This is a genomic window from Streptomyces sp. JNUCC 64, from assembly GCF_054484115.1.
On the sequence record NZ_CM137015.1, the window covers coordinates 3,292,709 to 3,313,333 of the forward strand.

13 protein-coding genes and 1 tRNA gene are annotated in these 20,625 nt (G+C 73.4%); 8 read left to right on the plus strand and 6 right to left on the minus strand.

The features are described from left to right. Nucleotides 1–751: 751 nt before the first annotated feature. Nucleotides 752–1,576: a dioxygenase family protein gene (locus ACVWNX_RS13345; protein ID WP_454414132.1), complete on the minus strand. Its 825-nt coding sequence runs from the start codon at nt 1,574–1,576 to the stop codon at nt 752–754. Between the two features lie 427 nt (nt 1,577–2,003). On the opposite strand from ACVWNX_RS13345, the gene ACVWNX_RS13350 reads away from it, so the two are divergent. Continuing rightward, nucleotides 2,004–2,474, plus strand: coding sequence for a MarR family winged helix-turn-helix transcriptional regulator (locus ACVWNX_RS13350; protein WP_454414754.1), 471 nt, complete (start codon nt 2,004–2,006; stop codon nt 2,472–2,474). A gap of 284 nt (nt 2,475–2,758) precedes the next feature. On the opposite strand, the gene ACVWNX_RS13355 is transcribed toward ACVWNX_RS13350, so the two are convergent. Together ACVWNX_RS13355 and ACVWNX_RS13360 are read right to left on the minus strand one after the other, a co-directional pair. Next, nucleotides 2,759–4,312, minus strand: a complete 1,554-nt coding sequence (locus tag ACVWNX_RS13355) for an MFS transporter (RefSeq protein WP_454414133.1) — start codon at nt 4,310–4,312, stop codon at nt 2,759–2,761. A 317-nt stretch (nt 4,313–4,629) separates the two neighbouring features. After that, nucleotides 4,630–5,331 carry a TetR/AcrR family transcriptional regulator gene (locus ACVWNX_RS13360; protein ID WP_454414134.1) on the minus strand — a complete coding sequence of 234 codons (702 nt, stop codon included), beginning with the start codon at nt 5,329–5,331 and terminating at the stop codon, nt 4,630–4,632. Nucleotides 5,332–5,950: 619 nt separating this feature from the next. On the opposite strand from ACVWNX_RS13360, the gene ACVWNX_RS13365 reads away from it, so the two are divergent. The 5 genes from ACVWNX_RS13365 to rpmF all read left to right on the plus strand — a co-directional run bounded on the left by ACVWNX_RS13365 (nt 5,951) and on the right by rpmF (nt 10,562). After that, nucleotides 5,951–7,234, plus strand: a complete 1,284-nt coding sequence (locus ACVWNX_RS13365) for a M6 family metalloprotease domain-containing protein (protein WP_454414135.1) — start codon at nt 5,951–5,953, stop codon at nt 7,232–7,234. Nucleotides 7,235–7,801: 567 nt separating this feature from the next. Beyond that, the gene (locus ACVWNX_RS13370; RefSeq protein WP_454414136.1) at nt 7,802–8,665 is read left to right on the plus strand and encodes a hypothetical protein; all 864 of its coding nucleotides are present in this window, start codon (nt 7,802–7,804) and stop codon (nt 8,663–8,665) included. Nucleotides 8,666–8,697: 32 nt separating this feature from the next. Next, the gene (locus ACVWNX_RS13375; protein ID WP_454414137.1) at nt 8,698–9,240 is read left to right on the plus strand and encodes a GNAT family N-acetyltransferase; all 543 of its coding nucleotides are present in this window, start codon (nt 8,698–8,700) and stop codon (nt 9,238–9,240) included. Nucleotides 9,241–9,608: 368 nt separating this feature from the next. Next, nucleotides 9,609–9,684, plus strand: a tRNA-Arg gene (locus ACVWNX_RS13380). Between the two features lie 707 nt (nt 9,685–10,391). After that, nucleotides 10,392–10,562, plus strand: coding sequence for a 50S ribosomal protein L32 (rpmF, locus tag ACVWNX_RS13385; RefSeq protein ID WP_454414138.1), 171 nt, complete (start codon nt 10,392–10,394; stop codon nt 10,560–10,562). A gap of 124 nt (nt 10,563–10,686) precedes the next feature. Here the strand turns inward: rpmF and ACVWNX_RS13390 are convergent, their stop codons facing one another. Then, nucleotides 10,687–13,209, minus strand: coding sequence for a S9 family peptidase (locus tag ACVWNX_RS13390; protein ID WP_454414139.1), 2,523 nt, complete (start codon nt 13,207–13,209; stop codon nt 10,687–10,689). A gap of 182 nt (nt 13,210–13,391) precedes the next feature. Beyond that, on the minus strand, nt 13,392–14,951 hold the full coding sequence (locus ACVWNX_RS13395; RefSeq protein WP_454414140.1) for an MFS transporter: 1,560 nt from the start codon (nt 14,949–14,951) through the stop codon (nt 13,392–13,394). A 582-nt stretch (nt 14,952–15,533) separates the two neighbouring features. Between ACVWNX_RS13395 and ACVWNX_RS13400 the strand changes: the two genes are divergently transcribed. Further along, on the plus strand, nt 15,534–16,193 hold the full coding sequence (locus ACVWNX_RS13400) for a TetR/AcrR family transcriptional regulator (RefSeq protein WP_454414141.1): 660 nt from the start codon (nt 15,534–15,536) through the stop codon (nt 16,191–16,193). A 236-nt stretch (nt 16,194–16,429) separates the two neighbouring features. Here ACVWNX_RS13400 and ACVWNX_RS13405 read toward each other — a convergent pair whose 3' ends face one another. Further along, nucleotides 16,430–19,102, minus strand: coding sequence for a D-alanyl-D-alanine carboxypeptidase (locus ACVWNX_RS13405; protein ID WP_454414142.1), 2,673 nt, complete (start codon nt 19,100–19,102; stop codon nt 16,430–16,432). A 438-nt stretch (nt 19,103–19,540) separates the two neighbouring features. On the opposite strand from ACVWNX_RS13405, the gene ACVWNX_RS13410 reads away from it, so the two are divergent. Continuing rightward, a complete protein-coding gene (locus ACVWNX_RS13410) occupies nt 19,541–20,287 on the plus strand; it encodes a GOLPH3/VPS74 family protein (protein ID WP_454414143.1) in 747 nt (248 codons plus the stop codon). Nucleotides 20,288–20,625: the final 338 nt, after the last annotated feature.

Below are 20,625 nucleotides of genomic sequence, written 5' to 3' on the forward strand. Positions count from 1 at the left end.
CATGCGGCTCGTCAATTTCTCTGATCATGCAGTATCCTGCGCCGCCACACGGGCAGGGCGGAGTCCCGCTTCTACGGATACGCAGGTCAGAGGTGGTGACAGAGGGCCCACCGCGTCTCCAGTGCTTCGCTGGAACGCCTGGTGAGACCCGCCTCACATCACACCGAAGCGACGCCGCCCCCTCTCCAGCCCCTTCCTCAGCGGCCCCTTCCCCGCTTCGACCCTTCCGACTCCGATCGGCTCGGCCCCTCACAGGTCAAGACGAACGGGGCCGCGCACGAGTTGCCTGTTCAGCCGTACATCGGGTGCCCGTCGATCGAATGGGTGCGCGGAGGGGCGCGCGGGCGGGCTCGTACGCCTTGCGTGCTCGTTCACGCCTGAGACGCTCTTCGCCATGGCTGCCCTTCTGCGGTGGCGGGGCCATCCGCGAGGGCGCTCGCAACGGGATCCGTCCGCAGCGCGCGGTGACGGGGACCTCACCCCCAGGGGGCGGCTATCGGGCCGGGGACCTACGCCCATGGGCCGTTACGGGTCCGAGGTCGACTGCCTTACGGTGCCGTGGGTGACATCACTCCCCCGCACAGGTTCGGTAGCCGCGCCGCGTCCATCGGGCCGGAGGGGCGGCCCCTGCGGCCTTCGCGGGGCGCGAGAGCACGGGGCCGAAGGCGTGCGGCCGCCGCTGAGGCCGTCCCGGTGCCCTGTCGGCTCGCGGGAGGGTCCGGTGAGGGGCGTGCGGGCGCGGGCGGGCGCTTCAGCCGAACTGCACCGACCGTTTCGCGAGACCCATCCAGAAGCCGTCGATCACACTGCGCTGCGCGTCCAGGTCTCCGGCCGCGTCGGCCGCGCCCATCGTGACGAAGAGCGGGGCGAAGTGCTCCGTGCGGGGGTGGGCCAGGGCGCCCGCGGGGGACTTGACCGTGAAGTCGAGGAGCCCGTCCACATCACCGGCGGCCAGGGCGCGGTGCCCCCAGTCGTCGAACTCGGCCGACCAGCCCGGCACCCCGCCCGCGTGCCGCAGTGCCGCGAGGTTGTGGGTGAAGAACCCGCTCCCGACGATCAGCACTCCCTCGTCCCGCAGCGGGGCGAGCCTGCGCCCGATGTCCATCAGCCGACGTGGATCGAGGGTTGGCAGGGAGATCTGGAGGACGGGGACATCGGCGTCCGGGTACATCTCGACCAGCGGTACGTACGCTCCGTGGTCGAGCCCCCGGTCCGGGATGTCCTGGACCGGGGTTCCGGGGGCGCGCAGCAGTCGGCGTACGGACTCCGCGAGCCTCGGGGCGCCCGGAGCGTCGTAGCGCACCGCGTAGTAGCGCTCGGGGAAGCCCCAGAAGTCGTAGACGAGCGGAGCGCGCTCGACGGTGCCGAGCGCCAGCGGGGCCTCTTCCCAGTGCGCGGACACCATCAGGATCGCCTTGGGGCGCGGCAGGTTCGCGGACCAGGCCGCCAGCTGTCCGGGCCAGACCGGGTCGTCGGCGAGCGGGGGCGCTCCGTGGCTGAGGTAGAGCGCGGGCATGCGGTCCGCGCCGTGGGGCGACTGGTCGGGGGCGGTGGGGGCTGTGGCGGCGGTGGTCATGGTGACGGCTCCAGAGGCGTGGGGCGGGGCTGGGGAGAGCGGGGCAGCCGGGAGGGGATGCGCTGGCGGTACCTCGCGGGGCCGCGACACCGGCAACCGACCGTCCGTCGTTTTCGCAGTCGGTCCCCACTCCAGAGTGCTTGAACTCTCAAGCTTTGCCTTCGAGGCTACGACGGTTTTGTTTAACATTCAAGAAGGAGCTCGTACAGTGGGATCCATGACCACGGCACCCTCACCGTCACCCACTCCGCGTCCGCCGCGGCCCGGGGAACCCGGGCCGTCCTCATCGCCCGCGACGCCCGTCCCGCCCGGGCGGGACGGCACCGTCTCCCCGACCGGCACGGTCACCGCGCCCCTTACCGCTGAAGTCACCGGCACCGTCACCGACGTCAGCGCCGACACCGGCAGCGGGCAGGAGCCCCGTTGGCTGAGCGACCAGGAGCAGCGAGTGTGGCAGGCGTACCTCAGCGCCACGGCCCTGCTGGACGATCACCTAGACCGCCAGCTCCAACGGGACGCGGGCATGCCGCACCTCTACTACGGCTTCCTCGTCCAGTTGTCCGAGGCGCCCCGGCGACGGCTGCGCATGACGGAGATGGCACGGGCCGCGAAGATCACCCGGTCCCGGCTCTCGCACGCGGTGGCCCGGCTGGAGAAGAGCGGTTGGGTCACCCGTGAGGACTGCCCGTCGGACCGCAGGGGCCAGTTCGCGGTGCTGACCGACCAGGGGTACGAGGTGCTGCGCCGTACCGCGCCCGGGCATGTGGAGGCGGTGCGGCAGGCACTCTTCGACCGGCTCACGCCCAGCCAGCGGAAGTCGCTCGGCGAGATCATGGAGATCGTCGCGGCGGGGCTCCAGCCGGAGGACGTGGGCGCCGACCTTCCCTGGCTGCGCTAGCCGCACTCACCGACCGGGCGCACCGGCCCCATCCGCTGACCGGACGGACCCGGCGTCCGACCGGGCGCACCCGCTGGCCGTACCCGCCGACAGGGCACGCTGGGCCGGCTCGTCGGCCGGGGCGCGAGTGGCGGGCGCACCCGGGGCGGGAACGTCGGCGCGGGGCGGGAGGACGTCCGGGGCGGTGCGGGGCGCGCGCGAGCCCCGGTGACGCGCGAGAGCCCGGGTACGGAATTCCTTCCGTACCCGGGCTCTCCCCCCGTGCCCCGGGACCGCGCCCAAACTCAGTGGGCGACCACCGGAACCCTCAGCTCCTCGTCGGCGTCACCCGTCGCGGAGCCGTCGGAGCCGCCCGTGTCGGGCCGCCCCGCGTTCACCATCGTCAGGGCGATGACCGCCGAGGCGACGAGGATGCCCACCGCGAACCAGATCGCGCTGGTGTACCCCTCGACCATGGACTCCAGGCCGACCCGCTTCGCCTCGGTGGGCGTGGTCGCGGAAGGCATGTGGTCCTTGACGTAGGCGGTCGTGGCGGACGCGGCGATCGTGTTCAGCAGCGCCGTGCCGATCGCGCCGCCGACCTGCTGCGAGGTGTTGACCATCGCGGAGGCGACCCCGGCGTCCCGGGGCTCGACGCCGTGCGTCGACAGCGACATGGCGGGCATGAACGAGGTGCCCATGCCCAGACCGAGCAGCAGCATCGACGGCAGCAGCAGGGCGGTGTACGAGGAGTCGATCTCCAGTCGGGTGAGCAGCAGCATGCCGAGGGCCGCGACCAGGAATCCGGGACCCATCAGCATCCGGGCCGGAACCTGGGTCATCAGCCGCGCGCCGATCTGCGTGGAACCGACGATCATGCCGACGATCATCGGCAGGAAGGCGAAGCCCGTACGGACCGGGGAGTAGCCCTTCACGATCTGGAGGTAATAGGTCAGGAACAGGAACAGGCCGAACATCGCGATGACCGCGAGACCGAGCGCCAGATAGACGCCGCCCCGGTTACGGTCGGTCAGGACGCGCAGCGGCAGCAGTGGTGCCTTCACCTTGGCCTCGACGAGGACGAAGGTGAGCAGCAGCAGCCCGGAGGCGACGAACATGGCCACGGTCAGGGTGTCCGACCAGCCCTCGGACTCGGCGCGGGTGAAGCCGTACACCAGCGCGACCAGACCCAGCGTCGACAGCACCACGCCGGGGATGTCGAGCGGGGAGCGGTTGCGGGCGTCCGCGGGCTCGCGGATCACCAGGTAGGCGCCCACCGCGGCGGCCACCGCGAACGGGATGTTGACGTAGAAGGTCCAGCGCCAGTCGAGGTACTCGGTGAGGACGCCGCCGAGGATCAGTCCGACGGCACCGCCGCCACCGGCGATGGCGCCGTAGATACCGAACGCCTTGGCGCGCTCCTTGGCGTCGGTGAACATCACCGCGAGCAGCGACAACGCGGCGGGCGCGAGCAGCGCGCCAAAGACGCCCTGGAGCGCGCGGGACGCGAGCAGCAGCGCCTCGTTCTGGGCCGCTCCGCCGAGGGCGGACGCGACGGCGAAACCGGCGAGGCCGGTGAGGAACGTGTTCTTGCGGCCCCACAGGTCGGCGATGCGGCCGCCGAACAGCAGGAGTCCGCCGAAGGCGAGGGCGTACGCGGTGATGACCCATTGGCGGTTGCCGTCGGATATGCCGAGGTCCTCCTGGGCGGAGGGCAGAGCGATGTTCACGATGGTCGCGTCGAGCACCACCATGAGCTGCGCCAGGGCGATGAACACCAGCGCCTTCCAGCGCGCTGGGTCAGGGGTCGGGCGGCCCGGATTCTCGGTCTCGGAGCGCGACGGAACGGTTTTGGACATGGAGGAACCCACCTAGGGACTTCGGACGGAACAGCTCAGGAAGCTCGGGCTCGGACTCGGAGAGCCGTGCGGAGGACTGGGGGGACTGGAGAGGAGCGGAGAGGGCTTCGGGTGGCGGAGCCGGACGTCGGGCCCGTGGAGCCCGGCGGCCCCGGTACCCGATGGCGAACGGGACGGCAGCCCTCGGCGGCCCTCGCCCGCACGGGATCGCACGGGATCACACGGGACCCCTCGGGACCGCTCAGTGCCGCACGGTTCGGCGGAACGCGGAAACGCTTGGTCAGGGCGTCACACCCGGTGCGCGGCCGGGTGTCGTGTCAGCGGCCGGCGGACCGGGTCGCGCGGTGCGCGCAGTGCTGGGTGCGGAGTTCCTCCAGGGTGATCGGTGCGTCGGGGAGTTCGGAACGGGCGGGGGCCATCAGCCCGTCGAGGAACACCTGGAGCTGGCGCCGGGCGAACCGGTGACTGCTCGCGGCGTCCGCGCCGTGCAACGGCCGGGTGAGCTGGGAGACGGTCAGCAGGACGTCGCTGACCGTGATGTCGGGGCGGAGCTGGCCGCTGGCCCTGGCCCGGTCCAGGAGCGCCTCCACGAGGTCCTGGATCCGCTCGCGGGCCTCGACCAGGGTCGGGTGCTCGCCGTCGAAGCCGTCGGAGAGCATCGGGCACAGGGCGCTGGTGCGGACGTCCGCCGCCGCGTGCACGAAGGTGCGCAGCGCGGCGAACGGGTCGCGGTCGTCGGCGAGCGCGGCTTCCGCCAGTCGGGAGATGCTGGTGAAGACGTGGCAGATGACCCCGTGGACCAGGCTCTTGCGGTCGGGGAAGTGCCGGTACACCGTGGCGTTGCCGACTCCGGCGCGACGGGCGATCTCGTCGATGCTGACCTCGGGGCCCTTCTCGACGAACACCTCCCGGGCGGCGACGACGATCCGCTCGCGGTTGCGCAGGGCGTCGGCGCGCGGACGCGGAGCGGGGCGCGGGGCGCCGTTCGCGGGGTGGGACGGGCTGGTCGCGGTGGCCACGGCGGTGACTCCTCACACTCTCGTCGGGTCGACGCGTTCGGCATCCGGCGTTCGACATTCGATGTTCAGCGTTTGATTTTCGGCATTGGGCGTTCAGCGTGCGGCGTTCGACGGCCGGCCCTCGTCGACCGGGTCGGCCGCCACACGGGACCATCGGCCCCTTCGCTCGCCCACCCTTGACGTCTGACCGTCCGGTGAACCGGGGACTCAGTCCCCGGTTCGTTGGAACACTAGCTCAAACGGGGATTCGATCCCCACTTATTTCCCGGGGGTGCGTGACCCCCGTCACAGCGGCATCCGTTCCGTCGGACGCCCGTCCGGTGTTGACGCCACCGCGACCGGCGGACCGATCCGACCGGCGCCTCCGCCCGCCGCTCCGACCGTCCGCGCGGCGTCCCCCGCACGTCGGGCGCGCCCGGTACCGCGCGCCTCGCTCCGGGCGCCCGCGCGGTACGGGGGCACCGCCCGCGCGCGGTGCCCCCGTCCGTCCTCCGTCACACCCTCCCCGCCGGGAAACCCACGATCGGGCCCGCTCAGCGCGCGCGGGCGGGCGACCCGGCACAGGGTGGGCGGAGGGCGCAGCCACACCGGACGGCTGCCGCGAGGGGAAGGCCCACGTATGCAGCCGTCCTGCCGTCGGATACGCGGCCCGCGCCGCGCGGCGTTCCTCGCCTCCCTGACCGCGCTCACCCTCGCGGTCACCACCTCCGCGAGCACGGGCAGGCTGTCCCAGGGGTCGACGAACACCGCCGGACCGACCTCGCAGTCGGCGCGCGGCGCGACGATCGGCCCCTGCATGATCAGCGGGCAGCTGGAGGTCCAGCTGTCGGAGGGCGTGCCGACACCGCCCGGGTACGCGCGCTCCACGGGAACGGTCCGGGCCCTGAACCTGATGGTCGACTTCCCGGACGCGCCGGGCGAAGGCACGGCCGCCGAGCGGCTCGCGGAGTTCTTCCCGAAGACCCGGGAGTGGTTCGCCACCAGCTCGTACGGACGTCTGGAGTACCGCCCGGAGGCACCGGTCAAGGACTGGCTGCGGATGCCGCGCCCGTTCGCCGAGTACGGGATAGAGCGCGGCGCGCCCTTCGAGCCCGGGTACCGGCAGCTCGTGGACGACATCGTGACGGCGGCCGACCCTGAGGTGGACTTCGGGTCGTACGACCTGCTGAACGTGCTGGCGACGCCGAACGCGGGGCCGCCCGCGCTGGAGACGGTCCTGTCGGTGACCTTCGCGGGCAACCACGAGGCGCCCGTGGCGGACGGGGTTCCGGTCGCCAACGCGTCGTTCGTGTACAGCCGCCAGGACGACGGATCGGGTTCCTACGAGGACACCGGGTACCGGGTGCTGCCCCATGAGAACGGGCACGTCTTCGGGCTGCCCGACCTGTACACCCAGGAGGGCGGCGGCGCGGTCGGCCACTGGGACATCATGAGCGAGGACTGGGGGGCCAACAACGACTTCCTCGGCTGGCACAAGTGGAAGCTGGGCTGGCTGGACGACGACCAGGTCAGCTGTGTCGCGGGCCGGGGCACCCTGGAGTACACCCTGTCGCCACTGGCCCGCGCGGGCGGACCCAAGCTGGTGTTCGTACCGCTGGACGGGGCCTCGGGCGTCGCGGTGGAGGTCCGCACCGGCGAGGGCAACGACGAGGCGGTGTGCAAGGCGGGCGTACTGGTGTACCGGGTGGACGCGGAGGTCGACACCGGCCGGGGTCCGGTGACCGTGTACGACTCGGCGCGCGACAGCGGCGGATGCACCCGGCGGCCCAATGTGCACGCCGAGCTCTCGGACGCGCCCTTCGCCCCCGGGGAGACGTTCAGGGACCCGGAGTCCGGCGTGCGGGTGTCGGTCGGCGGGGTGAACGCGTCCGGCGAGTACACGGTGCGGGTGACCCGCTCCTGACGCGCCGTCCGCTGTCTGTCGTCCTGCCGTCTGTCGTTCTGCCGTCCTCGTCCGCCGCGCGCCCCGGGCCCTCCGGCCCGGCCGCTCCCGCACCGACGGCCCTGACGGCACCGACGGCGGGAACGGCACCGGCGCGGTGGTCACCCGAACGGCCGACATGGGGTATGGTTGATCTTGAGCCGGTCGCCAGAACTCCTGGGAACTGGTCGTGCGTTGGTGGTCCAAGGAAAGGCGCCCCACTTCCTGTGGGGAGATGCAGGTGCAAGGCCTGCCCAGCGCTCCATACGAGAACCCCGCTCCTCGATTCCGAGGGGCGGGGTTCTTTCGTCGCCACTCGCCACTCGTCGCCGCAGCCGCAGCCGCAGCCGCAGCCGCACATCCTCCGCCTCCACGGTGGTCCTGACGACCGTGGAGGCGGAAGGCAGAAGACGGAAGACGGGAAGGCCGTGACCTTGCCCGTTCGCGCCCTCCCCCGGTGCCCCCGATCCGGGAGAGGCTGGCGTGACGGCCGGGGCGACGACTCCGGAAGGGCGCGGGTCCCGACCCGACGGCGCACGAGGGGTGACGATGACGACGAGGACGGACCGGACCCACGGAACGGACCCGGAACCCCCGCCGCACCCGTCACGCGCCGACCGGGGCACCACCCGGGCGGCCGCCCGGGCCGCCGCCCGGTGGTCACCGCGCCGCATCCGGCTCATCGGCGCGCTGCTGGTCCTGACGGCTCTGCTTCCGGCACTGGCGTGCTACTTCGTGTTCGCCCACTGGCTGCCGTCCGACGTGGAGCGGTACCGGGCCCACTCCTCGGCCGGGGCGTGCCCCGCCGACACCACGGCGGGCGCCCCGGAGGACGCGGACTGCCTGCGCACCCTCACCTTCACGGTGCGGGGCGTCGACGCCAGCGTGCAGAACAGGAGCGACAGCTACGAGGCGACCCTGCGCCGGGCGGGAACGGCCTCCGGCGACGCGGGGGACACGGTCGTGACGTTCGGCGACCCGGCCCCCCTGCTGCAACGGCTCCGGCCCGGGGACCGCGTCAGCGGCACCGTCTGGCGCGGCGAGGTCACCGCCCTCAGCCGTGACGGCGTGCGTCAGGCCACCTCCGCGGAACCCCGCGACGACCCGCAGGTGATCGCGGCCCTCGGCACCCTCGCGGGCCTCTTGGCCGCGCTGGGCCTCGGTTTCGGCACGGTGCGGCTGGCCCGTCCGGCCCGTCCCGAACCATTCGTCTGGCGCGGTTACGGGCGACCGCTGTTCTTCTTGACGCTGATCCTCTGCGCGGCCACCGGGTTCCTGGCCTTCGGGGTGGGTCTCCCGTGGTGGACCGTCCCCTCCGCCACCGTGCCGGCCGTGGGGTACACGGCCTGGGAGTTCCACCGGTACCGGCTCAGGTCCGCCGCCGACGGCCCGTCCCCGGCGGGACTATCTTGATCTTGTCCTGAACCGGCCAGGGAGGTCCCGCCATGAGCAGCACCACGTCGCCCTTTCCCGAGCGGATCGAGATCTCGGGGGAGGGACTCGTCCTGCGTGACTGGACGGAGTCGGACCTGGCCGCGATGCCGGAACTGTTCGACCACCCCGACATCGCGTACTGGACGCCGATCGTCTCCCCCTTCGACGAGGCGGCCGCCCGCGCCCGGCTGGAGCGGAGCCGGAAGCTGCGGGCGGAGGGCACGGCCGTGCTGCTGGCCATCACGGTCGACGGCGGCGCGCCGCTCGGCGAGGTGATGGTGCGACGGGCCCCCGAGGGCACCGAGCTCGGCTACGCGGTCGGCCCGGCGCACCGAGGTCAGGGACTCGCCGCACGGGCGGTGCGGGTGATGGCGGCGTACGCCTTCGAGGAACTGGGCGTGGAGCGGGTGATCCTGGAACTGGAGGCCGAGAACGCCGCCAGCGTCGCGGTCGCCGAGAAGACCGGTTTCGCGCTGCTCGACGTCCCCCTGATCACGGGCGAGGAGAAGGGGCGGGCCTACGCCTTGCAGACGTGGGGGCTGGACCGCCCGTGAGACGGCGGCACTCGGCGGACCCGGGACCGGGGGACGCGGGCGCGCCTCCTCGCCACGCGCCACTCCCCCCACGACCCGGACGGCCCCCGCCCCTGTCCCGTCCCGTCCCGTCCACACCGTCCGCGTCCGCATCCGCATCCGCGTCCCCACTGTGGACTCGCTGGTCAGCGCGGCTTGGTGCGTCCGCCCCGGAAACGTGGCCTCCTGGGCGGATGGGCATCCGCTACCCTGTTCCCTGGTCGGCCGTCGGGGCGGCTCCTGTCGGTGGCGGTGCCACCCGGCGGGACCCACACCACGTACGACCGACGGGCTTGGCTTCCTTGTCGAAGATCCCTCGCCGGAGTCCTTCCGGCGTTCTCCAAGCACCGGCCTCCGTAGCTCAGGGGATAGAGCACCGCTCTCCTAAAGCGGGTGTCGCAGGTTCGAATCCTGCCGGGGGCACCATGGCGAGGGCCCCACCGGGATCGGTGGGGCCCTCGGCGTGTCCGCGCGCCCGGGAGTCGGGCGCCCGTTCGTGCCCCTGGCCGGTGGTCGCAGCTCAGTGGGGCGGGGCGGGGTGCGTGGTCGCGTTCTCGGCCGGGGTTCGGGTGGGGTTCCAGTGGAGGGTTCCCCCGGTGAGCCGGTAGCGGTCGGCCAGGTGGGTGCGGTCGGGCTTCCGGGGCGCGCTGATCCGCCGCCCCGCGTGCGCCCCCGTCCCGTGGAGGTCGCCGTTGACGCGCCCTGTCCCGTGTTCCGGCCGGTGGCGCACCCTGGACGCGCGCGTTCGGGAGGCGACCGACCAGCGGGAGGAGACGGGATCGTGGGTGAGTGGCGGCAGGGGAAGTGCGGGTGGCCCACGGCGGCCGGGGGCCGTTGCCGGAACAAGACCGTGAAGGGGACGTCCCGTTGCCATCTCCATCAGGGTGAGTGGACGCAGCGCGGTCGGAGTGAGGCCGGGAAGAGGGCGGGACGGCGGCGGCAGAGGAGGAGGTGAGTTCCCGCCCCCGCCTGGGTGGCCGTCGGATCGTCGCGTTCGCTCGGCGAGCGGTGCGGCCGTTGGTGGTGGGCGGTGGTCACGGCCCCTCGCGGGGCGGGCGGCGGGGTATTTTTGGAAATGGAAACTGTTTTCATGTAGCTTCGTCGGGTAGCCCCTCGCACCCCTGGAGAAGCCCGTGGCCGTCCCCAAGCGGAAGATGTCCCGCAGCAACACCCGTCACCGTCGCGCCCAGTGGAAGGCCGCCACGCTCCGGCTCGTCACGGTCACCGTCGACGGCGTCCCCCACCTGGTGCCCCAGCGCCTGGTGAAGGCGTACGAGCGCGGGCTGCTGCGGCCCGGGGGCTGACCCGCCGCCCGGGCGGTCGGCCGTCCGGACGACGGCCGGGAGCGGACGCGCGTTCCGGTGGTCACCGCTCGGGAGCTGTGACCACCGGAACGCGGACGGGCCGTGGGCCAGGGGGCGGTGGTGGTCAGCTGAAGACGTCCATCAGGAGTTCCGCGTCGATCGCGGGCCGCGTCAGCCGGTACTTCGGGGGTTCCGCGCCCAGCAGGTGCCGCAGGAAGTAGTCCCAGCGGCGACGGCTCACGTAGTGCTCGTAGCCGAAGAAGGCGTGCTCCGCGCGGGGGACGATCAGCAGGTCGAAGTCCTTGTCCGCCTCGATGAGGGCGTCGGCCAGGCGGAGCGTCTGGTGGGGGTGGACGTTGTCGTCCATCCCTCCGTGGACCAGCAGCAGCTTGCCCTCGATCCGGTGCGCGGCCTCGACGTTGGAGCTGCGGGCGTAGTCCTGCTTGGCGGCCGGACCGTCGTACGTCTCCGACCACCACAGGTGGTAGTGCCGGTTCTCGTGGTTGCCCGCCTCCGCGACGCCCACCCGGTAGAAGTCGGGGTGGTCCGCGAGGGCCCGCACCGTGGCGAAGCCGCCGCCCGACAGCCCGAACGCGCCGACCCGGTCGAGGTCCATCCACGGCCGGGACACGGCCAGTTGACGGATCGCCGTCACGTGGTCGTCCAGGTGGCCGCCGGTCTCCAGCCGGGCGTACGAGGCGTCGTGGAACGCCTTGTCCCGGCCGGGCGTGCCGCGCCCGTCCACCGCGATCACCACGAACCCGAGGGCCGCGACCGCCTCGGCGTCACAGCCGAACAGGCCCGGGTCGAAGGCGGTGTTGACTCGGCGGGCGTGCGGGCCCGGATAGGGGTGGTCGATGACCGGGTAGCTCCGCTCCGGATCGAAGTCGTGCGGCTTGTAGACGATCCCGTGGATGTCGGTGACGCCGTCGGCCGCCTTGGCCGTGAACGGCTCGGGCGGGGTCCAGCCGGTGGCCCGCAGCCGGGTGACGTCGGCCCGCTCCACGGTCACCACCTCCCGTCCCGTCCAGTCGCGGACGGTCATGACCGGCGGGGTGTCCACGGCGGAGGCCGAGTCCAGGAAGCGGTCGCCCGCCGGGGTGACCGTCACCCGGTGGTCCAGGTCGTCGTCGGTGAGCCGGGCGAACCCCGTGCCGTCGAGGCCGACGCGGCACACGCCGCGGCGGTACGGGTCGGCGGCCACCAGCCCCGAGGCGAGGAAGTGGACGACGCCCGCCTCCTCGTCGACCCGCAGGATCTCCTGGACCGCCCACGCGCCCCGGGTGACCTGGGAGAGCCGCTCGCCGGTGGCCGTGTCGTACAGGTAGAGGTGGCCCCAGCCGTCGGACTGCGAGTACCAGAGCACCCGCTCGCCGTTCGCCAGCACCCGCACCATGGGGGCCTGTTCGCGGGTCTGGGCCGGTTCGACCCGGGTCGGGCCCGACTCGCTGACCAGGGTGCGGACCTCGCCGGTGACCGCGTCCATCCGGGCCAGGACGAGGGTGCGCGCGTCCCGGGTCTGGCGCAGGAAGTACACCGCCGAACCGTCCTCGGCCCACCACGCCCAGCGGGTGGTGACCGGGGACATCAGCGGCATGTCCAGCGGCGCGGTGCGGGCCCGCACGGCGTCGCCGGTCGTCACGTCGAGGATCACCAGCTCACCGGTCGGCAGCTTCTCGTCGCCCGGGAACGCGTACCGCTGGGTGACCAGTTCGGGGGCTCCACCGCCGTCGGGAGCGGTCGCGACGTAGTGGGTGCGGCGGACCTCCCGCTGGTCGGTGAGGTGGGTGAGGACGCGGGTGGAGTCGGGGGACCAGGCGAGCGCGGGGGGCAGGTGCGGCAGGCCGATCCGGTCGAGGAGGACCTGCGGGGTGAAGGGGCTCAGCCCGTACTCGTGGTCCTCGGCGCCGTCCGTGGTGAGACGGCGCTCCTCGCCGGTCCTCCGGTCGCGGACCCACAGGTCGTGCTCCCTGAGGTGGACCGCCCGCGCGCGGTCGGGCGACACCTGCTCCAGGGGGCCGGTCGGGACGTGGTCCGTCACCCGCTCCAGGGTGTAGGTGCGCAGGTCACAGCGCCAGCGACCGTCCGCCGTGTCGAACTCGACCGCCGTGTACGGGCCTTCTCCGGCCGCCACGGTCGCCTCATCTGCCTTGTCTGCCTTGTCTGCCTTGCTCGTCTCACCCGTCTCGTTCGTCTCGTTCGTGTTGGTGGCCTCGGTCGCCTCGGTCACCTCTATCGCTTCGAAGGGGAGGCGGGACGGGTCGACCCGGGTCCCGGTGGCCTCGGCGAGGGCCGCCGCCAGCCGGACGTGGTCGAACGCCGGGGTCCGGGTGCCCTCGCGGGTGTCCACGGTGACGAAGGCCCGGCCCGGGGTCGGGTCGTCGGGGTCGCCCGCGTCGACGGCCACCGCGTACCAGAAGCGGGAGCCGTCACCCGTCCACTGGGGGCGGACCTTGCCGCCGAACACCAGCTTGGAGCGGTTGTGACGGAGGAGGGACTCCGCGACGGCGTACCGCTCGGCCGGGACCCGGACGGGCTCGCGGACCTGGGCGGGCTCGCCAACCTGGGCGGGCTTCCCGGCCGGGGCGGGGTTCTCGGACGGGAGGGGGCTCTGGGACGGGGCGGGGTTCTGGGGCTGGGTGGTCATGGCGGGCTCCTTGGGTGCGTGTCGGGGTGCTGGGTGTTGGGTGCTCTGTGCTGGGTGTTCCGGATCAGACCTCGCGCGTCAGACGTCGCGCGGCGTGCTCGTGCGTCGGGTGTTTCGTGCGGGGACGGTCCGCGGGCGGGCGGGCGGCTGGTCGTGGTCGGGAGGCAGGCGGCCGGTGACGGTCAGGGGGTCGTGGTCGCGGGGATCGCGGGGGTCTCCGGGGTCCCCTCCGTCCGGGCCCCGGGGACCGGATGGTCCCGCATGACCAGGAAGGCCAGGACGGCGGCGGCGAGGACGCCCGCCGCGGCGAGGACGAACCCGGTGGACATCGCCCCGGTGAAGGCGTCCCGGGCGGCCTCGGCCAGGGAGTCGTCCCCGGTGCGTGCCGCGACGGCGAGGGCGTCGGCGACCGAACGGTCCGCGCCCTCGGGGGCGGTGGCGGGCAGCCGGTCCGCGAACCCGTCGGCGACCACGCTGCCGAGGACCGCGACGCCGAGCGCGGCGCCCATCTGCTGGATGGTGTCGTTGAGGGCGGAGCCGACGCCCGCCCGCTCCTCGGGGACGGCTCCCATCAGCGCGGCGATGGCGGCGGGCATGGCCAGTCCGGAGCCGGAGCCCAGCAGGGCCAGGGCGGCGGCGACCGCCCACGTCCCGCCGTCGTCGGCGACCGCCGCCAGGGCGAGGAAGCCCGCCGCGGTGAGGAGCAGACCGACGGTGACGAGGAGGCGGTTGCCGGTCTTCGAGCCGAGGGCCGCGCCGAGGGCGTTGAAGACGAGGGAGGTGACGGCGACCGGGACGAACGCCAGGCCCGCCTCGGTGGGCGTGTAGCCGAGGACCGACTGGAGGTACTGGCTGAGGACGAGCAGCAGCCCGCCGTTGCCGACCTGGACCAGGGTCAGGGAGAGGCTGCCGCCGCTGAAGTTCCGGTCGCGGAAGAGGCCGAGGGGGACCATCGGGGAGTCGGTGCGCGTCTCCCAGTAGACGAACCCGGCGCTCGCCACGACGGCCGTGACCAGGGAGGCGAGGGTGGCGGGGTGGTCGAGTCCGGCCTTGGGCAGTTCGATGACGGTCCAGACGATCGCGACCATGCCGACGGAGGAGAGGACCGCGCCGAGCGGGTCCGCCTTCTGCCGGGGCCCCCGGGACTCGGGCATGAGGACGTACGCGGCGACGACGGCGACCACGGCGATCGGCACGTTGATCAGGAAGACGGCGCCCCACCAGAACCAGGCGATCAGCGCGCCGCCGAGGACGGGACCGCCGATCAGGCCGACCATCGCGACGGAACTCCACGCGGCCATCGCGGTGCGGCGCTCGTCCTCGTCGAAGACGGTGATGAGGATCGACAGGGTGCTGGGCAGCACCAGCGCGCCGCCGACGCCCATCACCGCGCGGGCCGCGATGAGTTGCCCCGGGTCGGTGGCGAAGGTCGCCGCGAGGGACGAGAGCCCGAAGAGCGCCAGCCCGATGACCATCACCCGGCGGCGGCCGAAGCGGTCCGCGAGGCCGCCCGAGGTCAGCAGCAGTCCGGCGAAGACCAGGATGTAGGAGTCGAGGATCCACTGGATGTCCTGGCTGGTGGCCCCGAGGTCCTCCGAGAGGGAGGGGACCGCCACGGTCAGCACCATGTTGTCGATGACCAGGACGAGGGTGCTCAGGCACAGCACCACCAGGATCAGCCAGCGGCGGGGGTCGCGGGTGGCGGCGCTGGCCGGGGACGACGTTCGCGGGGACGTTTCCATGCGGCACCTCTCGATGGGACGCGGCCCGGCCGGGCCGGGGGGCGGGGAGCTCGGCAGGAGGTCGACCGGGCCCTTCTACGGATCTTTGCGAACAGTGTTCCTGTTGCGCGAACAGTGTTCCTGTTGTGCGAACACCGTTCCTTCGATGCGAACAACGTATGCCGGAGGATCGCTGTACGCAAGTGCGCACAGCGTTCGCAGCGTGGCGGGATCGCGCCGGACGGTACGACGTGCGCTTGCGCGTACGGTGTGCGCTACGGTGACGGGGAAGGCCCGGAAACCCTGGGGGACCCCTCCCCCTCGGCGGCCCGGGACGGAACCGGAACACCCGGGACGGACACGGAACAGGAGCGGATCACCGTGGGAGTGGGAACGGGAGCGGGAACGGGATCAGGCGCGGAAGCGGGCGGGGCGGACGGGGGAGAGCTCCGACCGGCGGCACCGGACGCGGCGGCGACGACGGCGGCCGGTTCAGCGGCACCGGGCGCGGCGACGGCACCGGGCGCGTCCTCGGCGCCCGTCCCGTCGACGGCACCCGTCTCGTCCGCCTGGACGCGACGGCGGCCGCGCCGTGAGCAGCCCGTGCTCAGCCGGGAGCACATCGTCGACGAGGCCGTCGCCCTGCTCGACGCCGAAGGCGTGGAGGCCCTCAGCATGCGACGGCTCGGCACCCGGATCGGCGCGGGCGCCACCTCGCTGTACCGGCACGTGGCCAACCGGGACGAACTGATCGAGCTGGTCGTGGACGAGGTCTACGGCGAGATCCACGCCCCCGGCGCCGAAGGTCCCGAACGCTGGCGCGAGACCACCTCCGTCTGCGCCGACAGCGTGCGCGCGATGATCCTGCGGCACCCGTGGATCGCGTCCTTCTTCAGCCAGGTCGGACTCGCCTACATGGGCCCGAACGTCATGCGCATCAACGACGGGATGCTGGCGCTCTTCGAGTCCGCCGGGTTCGACCGGCGGGAGGCGAGCCAGGCGATCGGCACCGTCTTCGCCTATGTGATCGGGATGGGCACCAGCGAGGCCGCCTGGCTCACGATGGTCGCCCGGGAGGGCGGGGACGAGGAGGAGTGGGCCGCCCGGCTCCAGCCCGCCGTCGACGAGGCCACCGAGGAGTTCCCCCGGCTGCGGGAGACCCGGCCGGACGCGGAGCTGAGCCTCGCCGAGACGCGGGACCAGGACTTCCGGTACGGACTGGACCGCGTCCTGGACGGGCTGGCGCTACGGCTCGCCCCCTGACGGTCCGCGCCCGCGCCTCCCCTCCGTCCCGGTCGGCCGCGTCCGACCCGGCCGGGCCCGGCCGCCGGACCGCGCGCCCGGAACGCGGACGACCGCCGCCGCCCACCCCGTTGGGGGGCGGGCGGCGGCGGTCGTGTCGCGGGGTGGGACGTCGTCCGGGCCGGACGGTCCGTTCGGGCCGGGCGTGGTCCGGGCCGGAGGGAACGGGGGCCGGGACGGGGTCGGGACGGCGGCGGTCAGCCCAGGCGGGTCAGCTTCGGTCCGAAGCCCGGTTCGCTCTTGGCGCTCTGGAGGGCCACCGGAACCTCCACCGCGCCGCCCGAACCGTCACCGACCTTCAGCGTGCCGACCCGCTCCCCGGCGGCGGCCGAGTGCGCGAGGTCCTTCGCCGCGCTCAGCTCCACCTTCACCGTGTGCCCGGCGAACCCGACCGCCGACACGTCCTCGGTCACCACGACCGGGGTGCGGGTGCCGAGCCCGTCGTCGACGTGGCCGACGACCGCGCCCTTCTTCAGGATGACGTCGGCCTTGACCGCGCCCTGGGCGGCGATCATGGCGGTCTTGCTGACCGCGTTGACCGTGTCGATGATCGGCGGCTTGTGCTGCCCGAGGATCGCCCCGACGACGATCGCCGTCTCCCCGCCGACCTTCTTGGTCCCGGCGAAGAGCAGATTGCCGCCCGCCTTGGTGGTGGTGCCGGTCTTGATGCCGATGGCACCGTCGTAGGGGACCAGCCGGTTGTAGTTCTGCCACTCCTTGCCCGTCTGGTCGGTCCACACCGGCAGCTTGGTGATGTCGGTGAGGGCCTTCATCCGGACCAGTTCGTGCCCCAGCTTCACCTGGTCCTCGGCGGTGCTGACGGTGGTCTCGTTCAGCCCCGACGGATCGGTGTAGGTGGTGTTCTCCATCCCCAGGTCCTCGGCGGCCTGGTTCATCTTCGCGACGAACTCCTTCTCGGAGGAGTCCCAACGGGCCAGCAGCCGGGCGATGTTGTTCGCGGACGGGATCATGATGGCCGCGATGGCGTCCTTCTGCGTGATCTCGTCGCCCTCCTTGAGGGTGTTGAGCGTCGACTCGCCCACGGAGTCGAGCCCGCCCTGCTCCTCCGCCTTGCGGTCGACGGGGATCTTCGCCCCGTCGGCGCCGGGCTTGAGCGGGTGCTCCTTGAGGATCACGTACGCCGTCATGGCCTTGGCGACCGAGCCGATCGGCACGGGCTTCTGCTCCCCGAACCGGTCCATCGTGCCGACGCCGTTGACGTCCATCCAGCCGTGCCCCTCCTCGGGCCACGGCAGCGACACCTTGTCACCCTTGAAAGTGTGCGTCCGGTCGGTGGTGAGCGTCAGCGTCGGCTCCGGGAGCGGACGCAGCATCTGTGCGACCGCGAAGACGATCACCAGGAGGAGGACCAGCGGGGTCCAGATCTTGACCCGCCGGGCGGCCGTCCGCAGCGGGGTCTGGGGCGGCGGCGGGGTGTTGGTCAGCTCGGCCAGGAGGTCCAGCGGGGGCCTCGGGGGCAGCGGCTGCTGGGTGGTGGGCTCCGGCGGCCCGGCGGGCAGGGCCGAGGTGTCGGCGGCGGTGCCGTCCGGGGCGACGCGGGCGCCCCGGGGCGGGGTGCCGGTCGTCGCGGCGGAGGCGCCCGCGCTCCCGGCGGCGGTCCCCGTGGCCGTCGCGCCCGTGCCCGTCGCCTTGGCCGCCCAGGACGGCGGGGCGGCGGGGCGGCGGTCGGTGGCGGGCTGCCCGTCCAGCGGCTTCAGGGCGACGAACTTGCTGGTCCGCTCCTGGTCCCGCTCGGGGTGCTTCCGGTCGGCGTCCTTCCCGGCGGGAACCTTCCCGTCGGGGCCCTTCGGGTCGATCCCCTTTCCGGCGGGGGTTCCGTCCTCGGGAGCTTCGGGCCCGGGCGGGGCGCCGCCGTCGGTCGCCGTGGTGGCGCGGTCGTCCTCGCGCCCGTCCCCGGTGTCGGTCCCGGCGCTGTCGCCGTCGGTTCCGGGGGCGGCTTCGGCGCGCTTGCCGAACTGGAGGGTCGTGGTGGGCTGGTCGACACGGGGCGGGGCCTTCGCCGTCCGGAAGACGGCGGTCGCCTGGTCCACGGCGGGGCCGGAGGCGGCGTCGGCTCGGTCCGCGTCGGCGCCCTTGGGCTCGTCGTCGGGCTCGTCCTCAGGTTTCCCGGACTCGTCGGCCGCGTCGGACTCGTCGGCTTGGCCGGGCTGGCCGTCGGTCGCGCCGTCCGCGGCGGTCCCGGCGGCCTCGTCGGGGTCGTCGCCGTCCTCGGCGTCGCCGTCCGTGGCGGTGGGGGCGGCGGGGCCGTCCGTGGCTTCCGGTGTCTCCGGCGCGGAAGCGGAATCCGGTGCGCGACGCGGCTCCGGGGCCTCGTCGGCGTCCGTCCCGCCGTCGGCGTCCCCTTCCGGCGCGCCCTCCAGAGCCCCTGTACGGCCCTCAGGGGCGTCGGCGGGGCGGTCGGGGTCCCCGGCCGAAGCGGAATCGTCCACGGGCCCCCTGTCGCCCTCCAGGGCCTCGGCGGGGCCGTCGTCCGCGTCCGGGGCGCCCGTGGTGGCGCCGGTGCGCTGGGCCCCGGCCGCCTTCCCGGCTTCCCCGTCGCGGTCATCATCATCGTCGCCGCCGGACCCGGCCCCGGCGTCGGACGCCGCGCCGCCCCCCGCGCCGTCGGCGTCCGTCGCGCCACCGTCCGCGTCGGCGGAGTTCCCGTCGACGGGGTCCGCGTCAGCGCCGTCCGCGTCGGCGGGGCCCGTGACGTCGTCGGCCCGGTCGCCGTCGGCCCGGTCATCGCGCCGGTCACCGTCGCCGTCGGCGCCGTCGGCCCGGTCCGCGTCCCGGCCGTCCGCGTCCCCGTCGTCACCGTCCCCGTCCCGGTCGTCGGCGTCCGCGAAGGCGACCGGGGTCCGGAACACCGCCGTGGCCGTGTCCGTCCCGTCCGTGACGGTGCCCTCCCCGGCGCCCGGCCGGGACGCGCCGGACCGCGGACCGCGCGCGGCGGGAACCCTCCCGGGCTCCGAAGCCGTCGTCGTGGTTGTGGGGGACTCCGGGTCTCCCGACCCGTTCCGCCGCTCCGACCTGCCGGGGGACTCGCCCGCCACCGTGCCTCCTACGCCGTGCTCTGCAACCACTCGCCAGTGAACCGGCCACGCCCGCCGCCCTTGGAGCGCGCGGCACGCCTCGATCCCGAACCCGGGACGCTCCGGCCGGTCCCAGTCTGCTGGTTCCGGACCCGCCCCTCCCGGTAGACGAGAACGACATACCTATCGGTTCCACTACAAACCGACCACGCGCTCTCGACAGACCAATGTGAGAGGGGTCACCCTGTCATTCATCCACGCGGGGAGGCATGGATGGGCAGGAGCCGCAGAACACTTCCGGAGGAGCTTCTGCTGCTCGCTCTGGACCCGACCACGGGTACCACAGCGCAGCCGCAGTCGCTTGACCTCGGTCTGGCCGGAGCGCAGCTAGTCGAGCTGGCGTTGGCCGGACGAATAGCCCCAGACGGGGATCGTATCGCCGTGGTCGTGCCACGGCCGACCGGAGATCCGACCTTGGACTCCGCACTCGAACTGCTCCGCAGGCGCGGGGCACCGGTGCGGGCCGTCCATTGGATAGGCGGGCCCCGACTGGGGCTGCGCCAGACCTATCTCTCGCATCTGGAGCGGTGCGGCATGGTGCATGCCGTGGCCGGTCAGATGTGCGGGGTGCTGCCGACGACTCGCTACCAGGCGACGGACACGGCGATCAGCCGGGAAATCAGGACCCGGCTGGACAGCGCGATCCGGACCGGCGTGCCGCCGGACCCCCGGACCGCGGCGCTGGCCGCGCTCGCCCACGCGGTGGGACTCGGCAAGCACTTGTACCCCGGGAACGAGGGGCGTTCCTCTCGGTCGCGGTTGCGTGACCTGATCAGGCACGATCCGATGGGCGGGCTCGTGGCGCACGCCGTCATGGACGTCCAGAACGGAGCGGGGGCGGGTCCGCGACGCGGTGCCGCGCCCGCCGGGGCCGGACCCCGGCAGAGCGCGCGGGCCGAGCCCGGCGTGACCGTTCCGGCGGCGCGGCGCGGGCCGATGGCCCGGGCCGCCGCGCACTGAGGAACCGGCTCCGGGCCGGTGACGCTTCCGGTGGGCCGACGGCGTGGACGCGCCGTCGGCCCGTCAGGCGTGCCCGCACCCCACCCCGGGACGCACCACCGGCCGACGCCGGGCGTTCGGATCCCGGGCGTCAGGTGTCGGGTGCTGGCCGTCGGGTGCGGGCCGTCGGAGCCGGGCATCGGAGCCGGGCGTCAGCGGTCGGACGTCGACGTCGGACATCGGACGTCGGCGGTCGATGGAGCACATCCACCCGGGCCCGGTCAACAGGTGCCCGGGAACAGCGGTGTTTGCCAGCGCCAGCGCCCCACCGGGTGGCAGTCTGCTGAACAGCAGATACG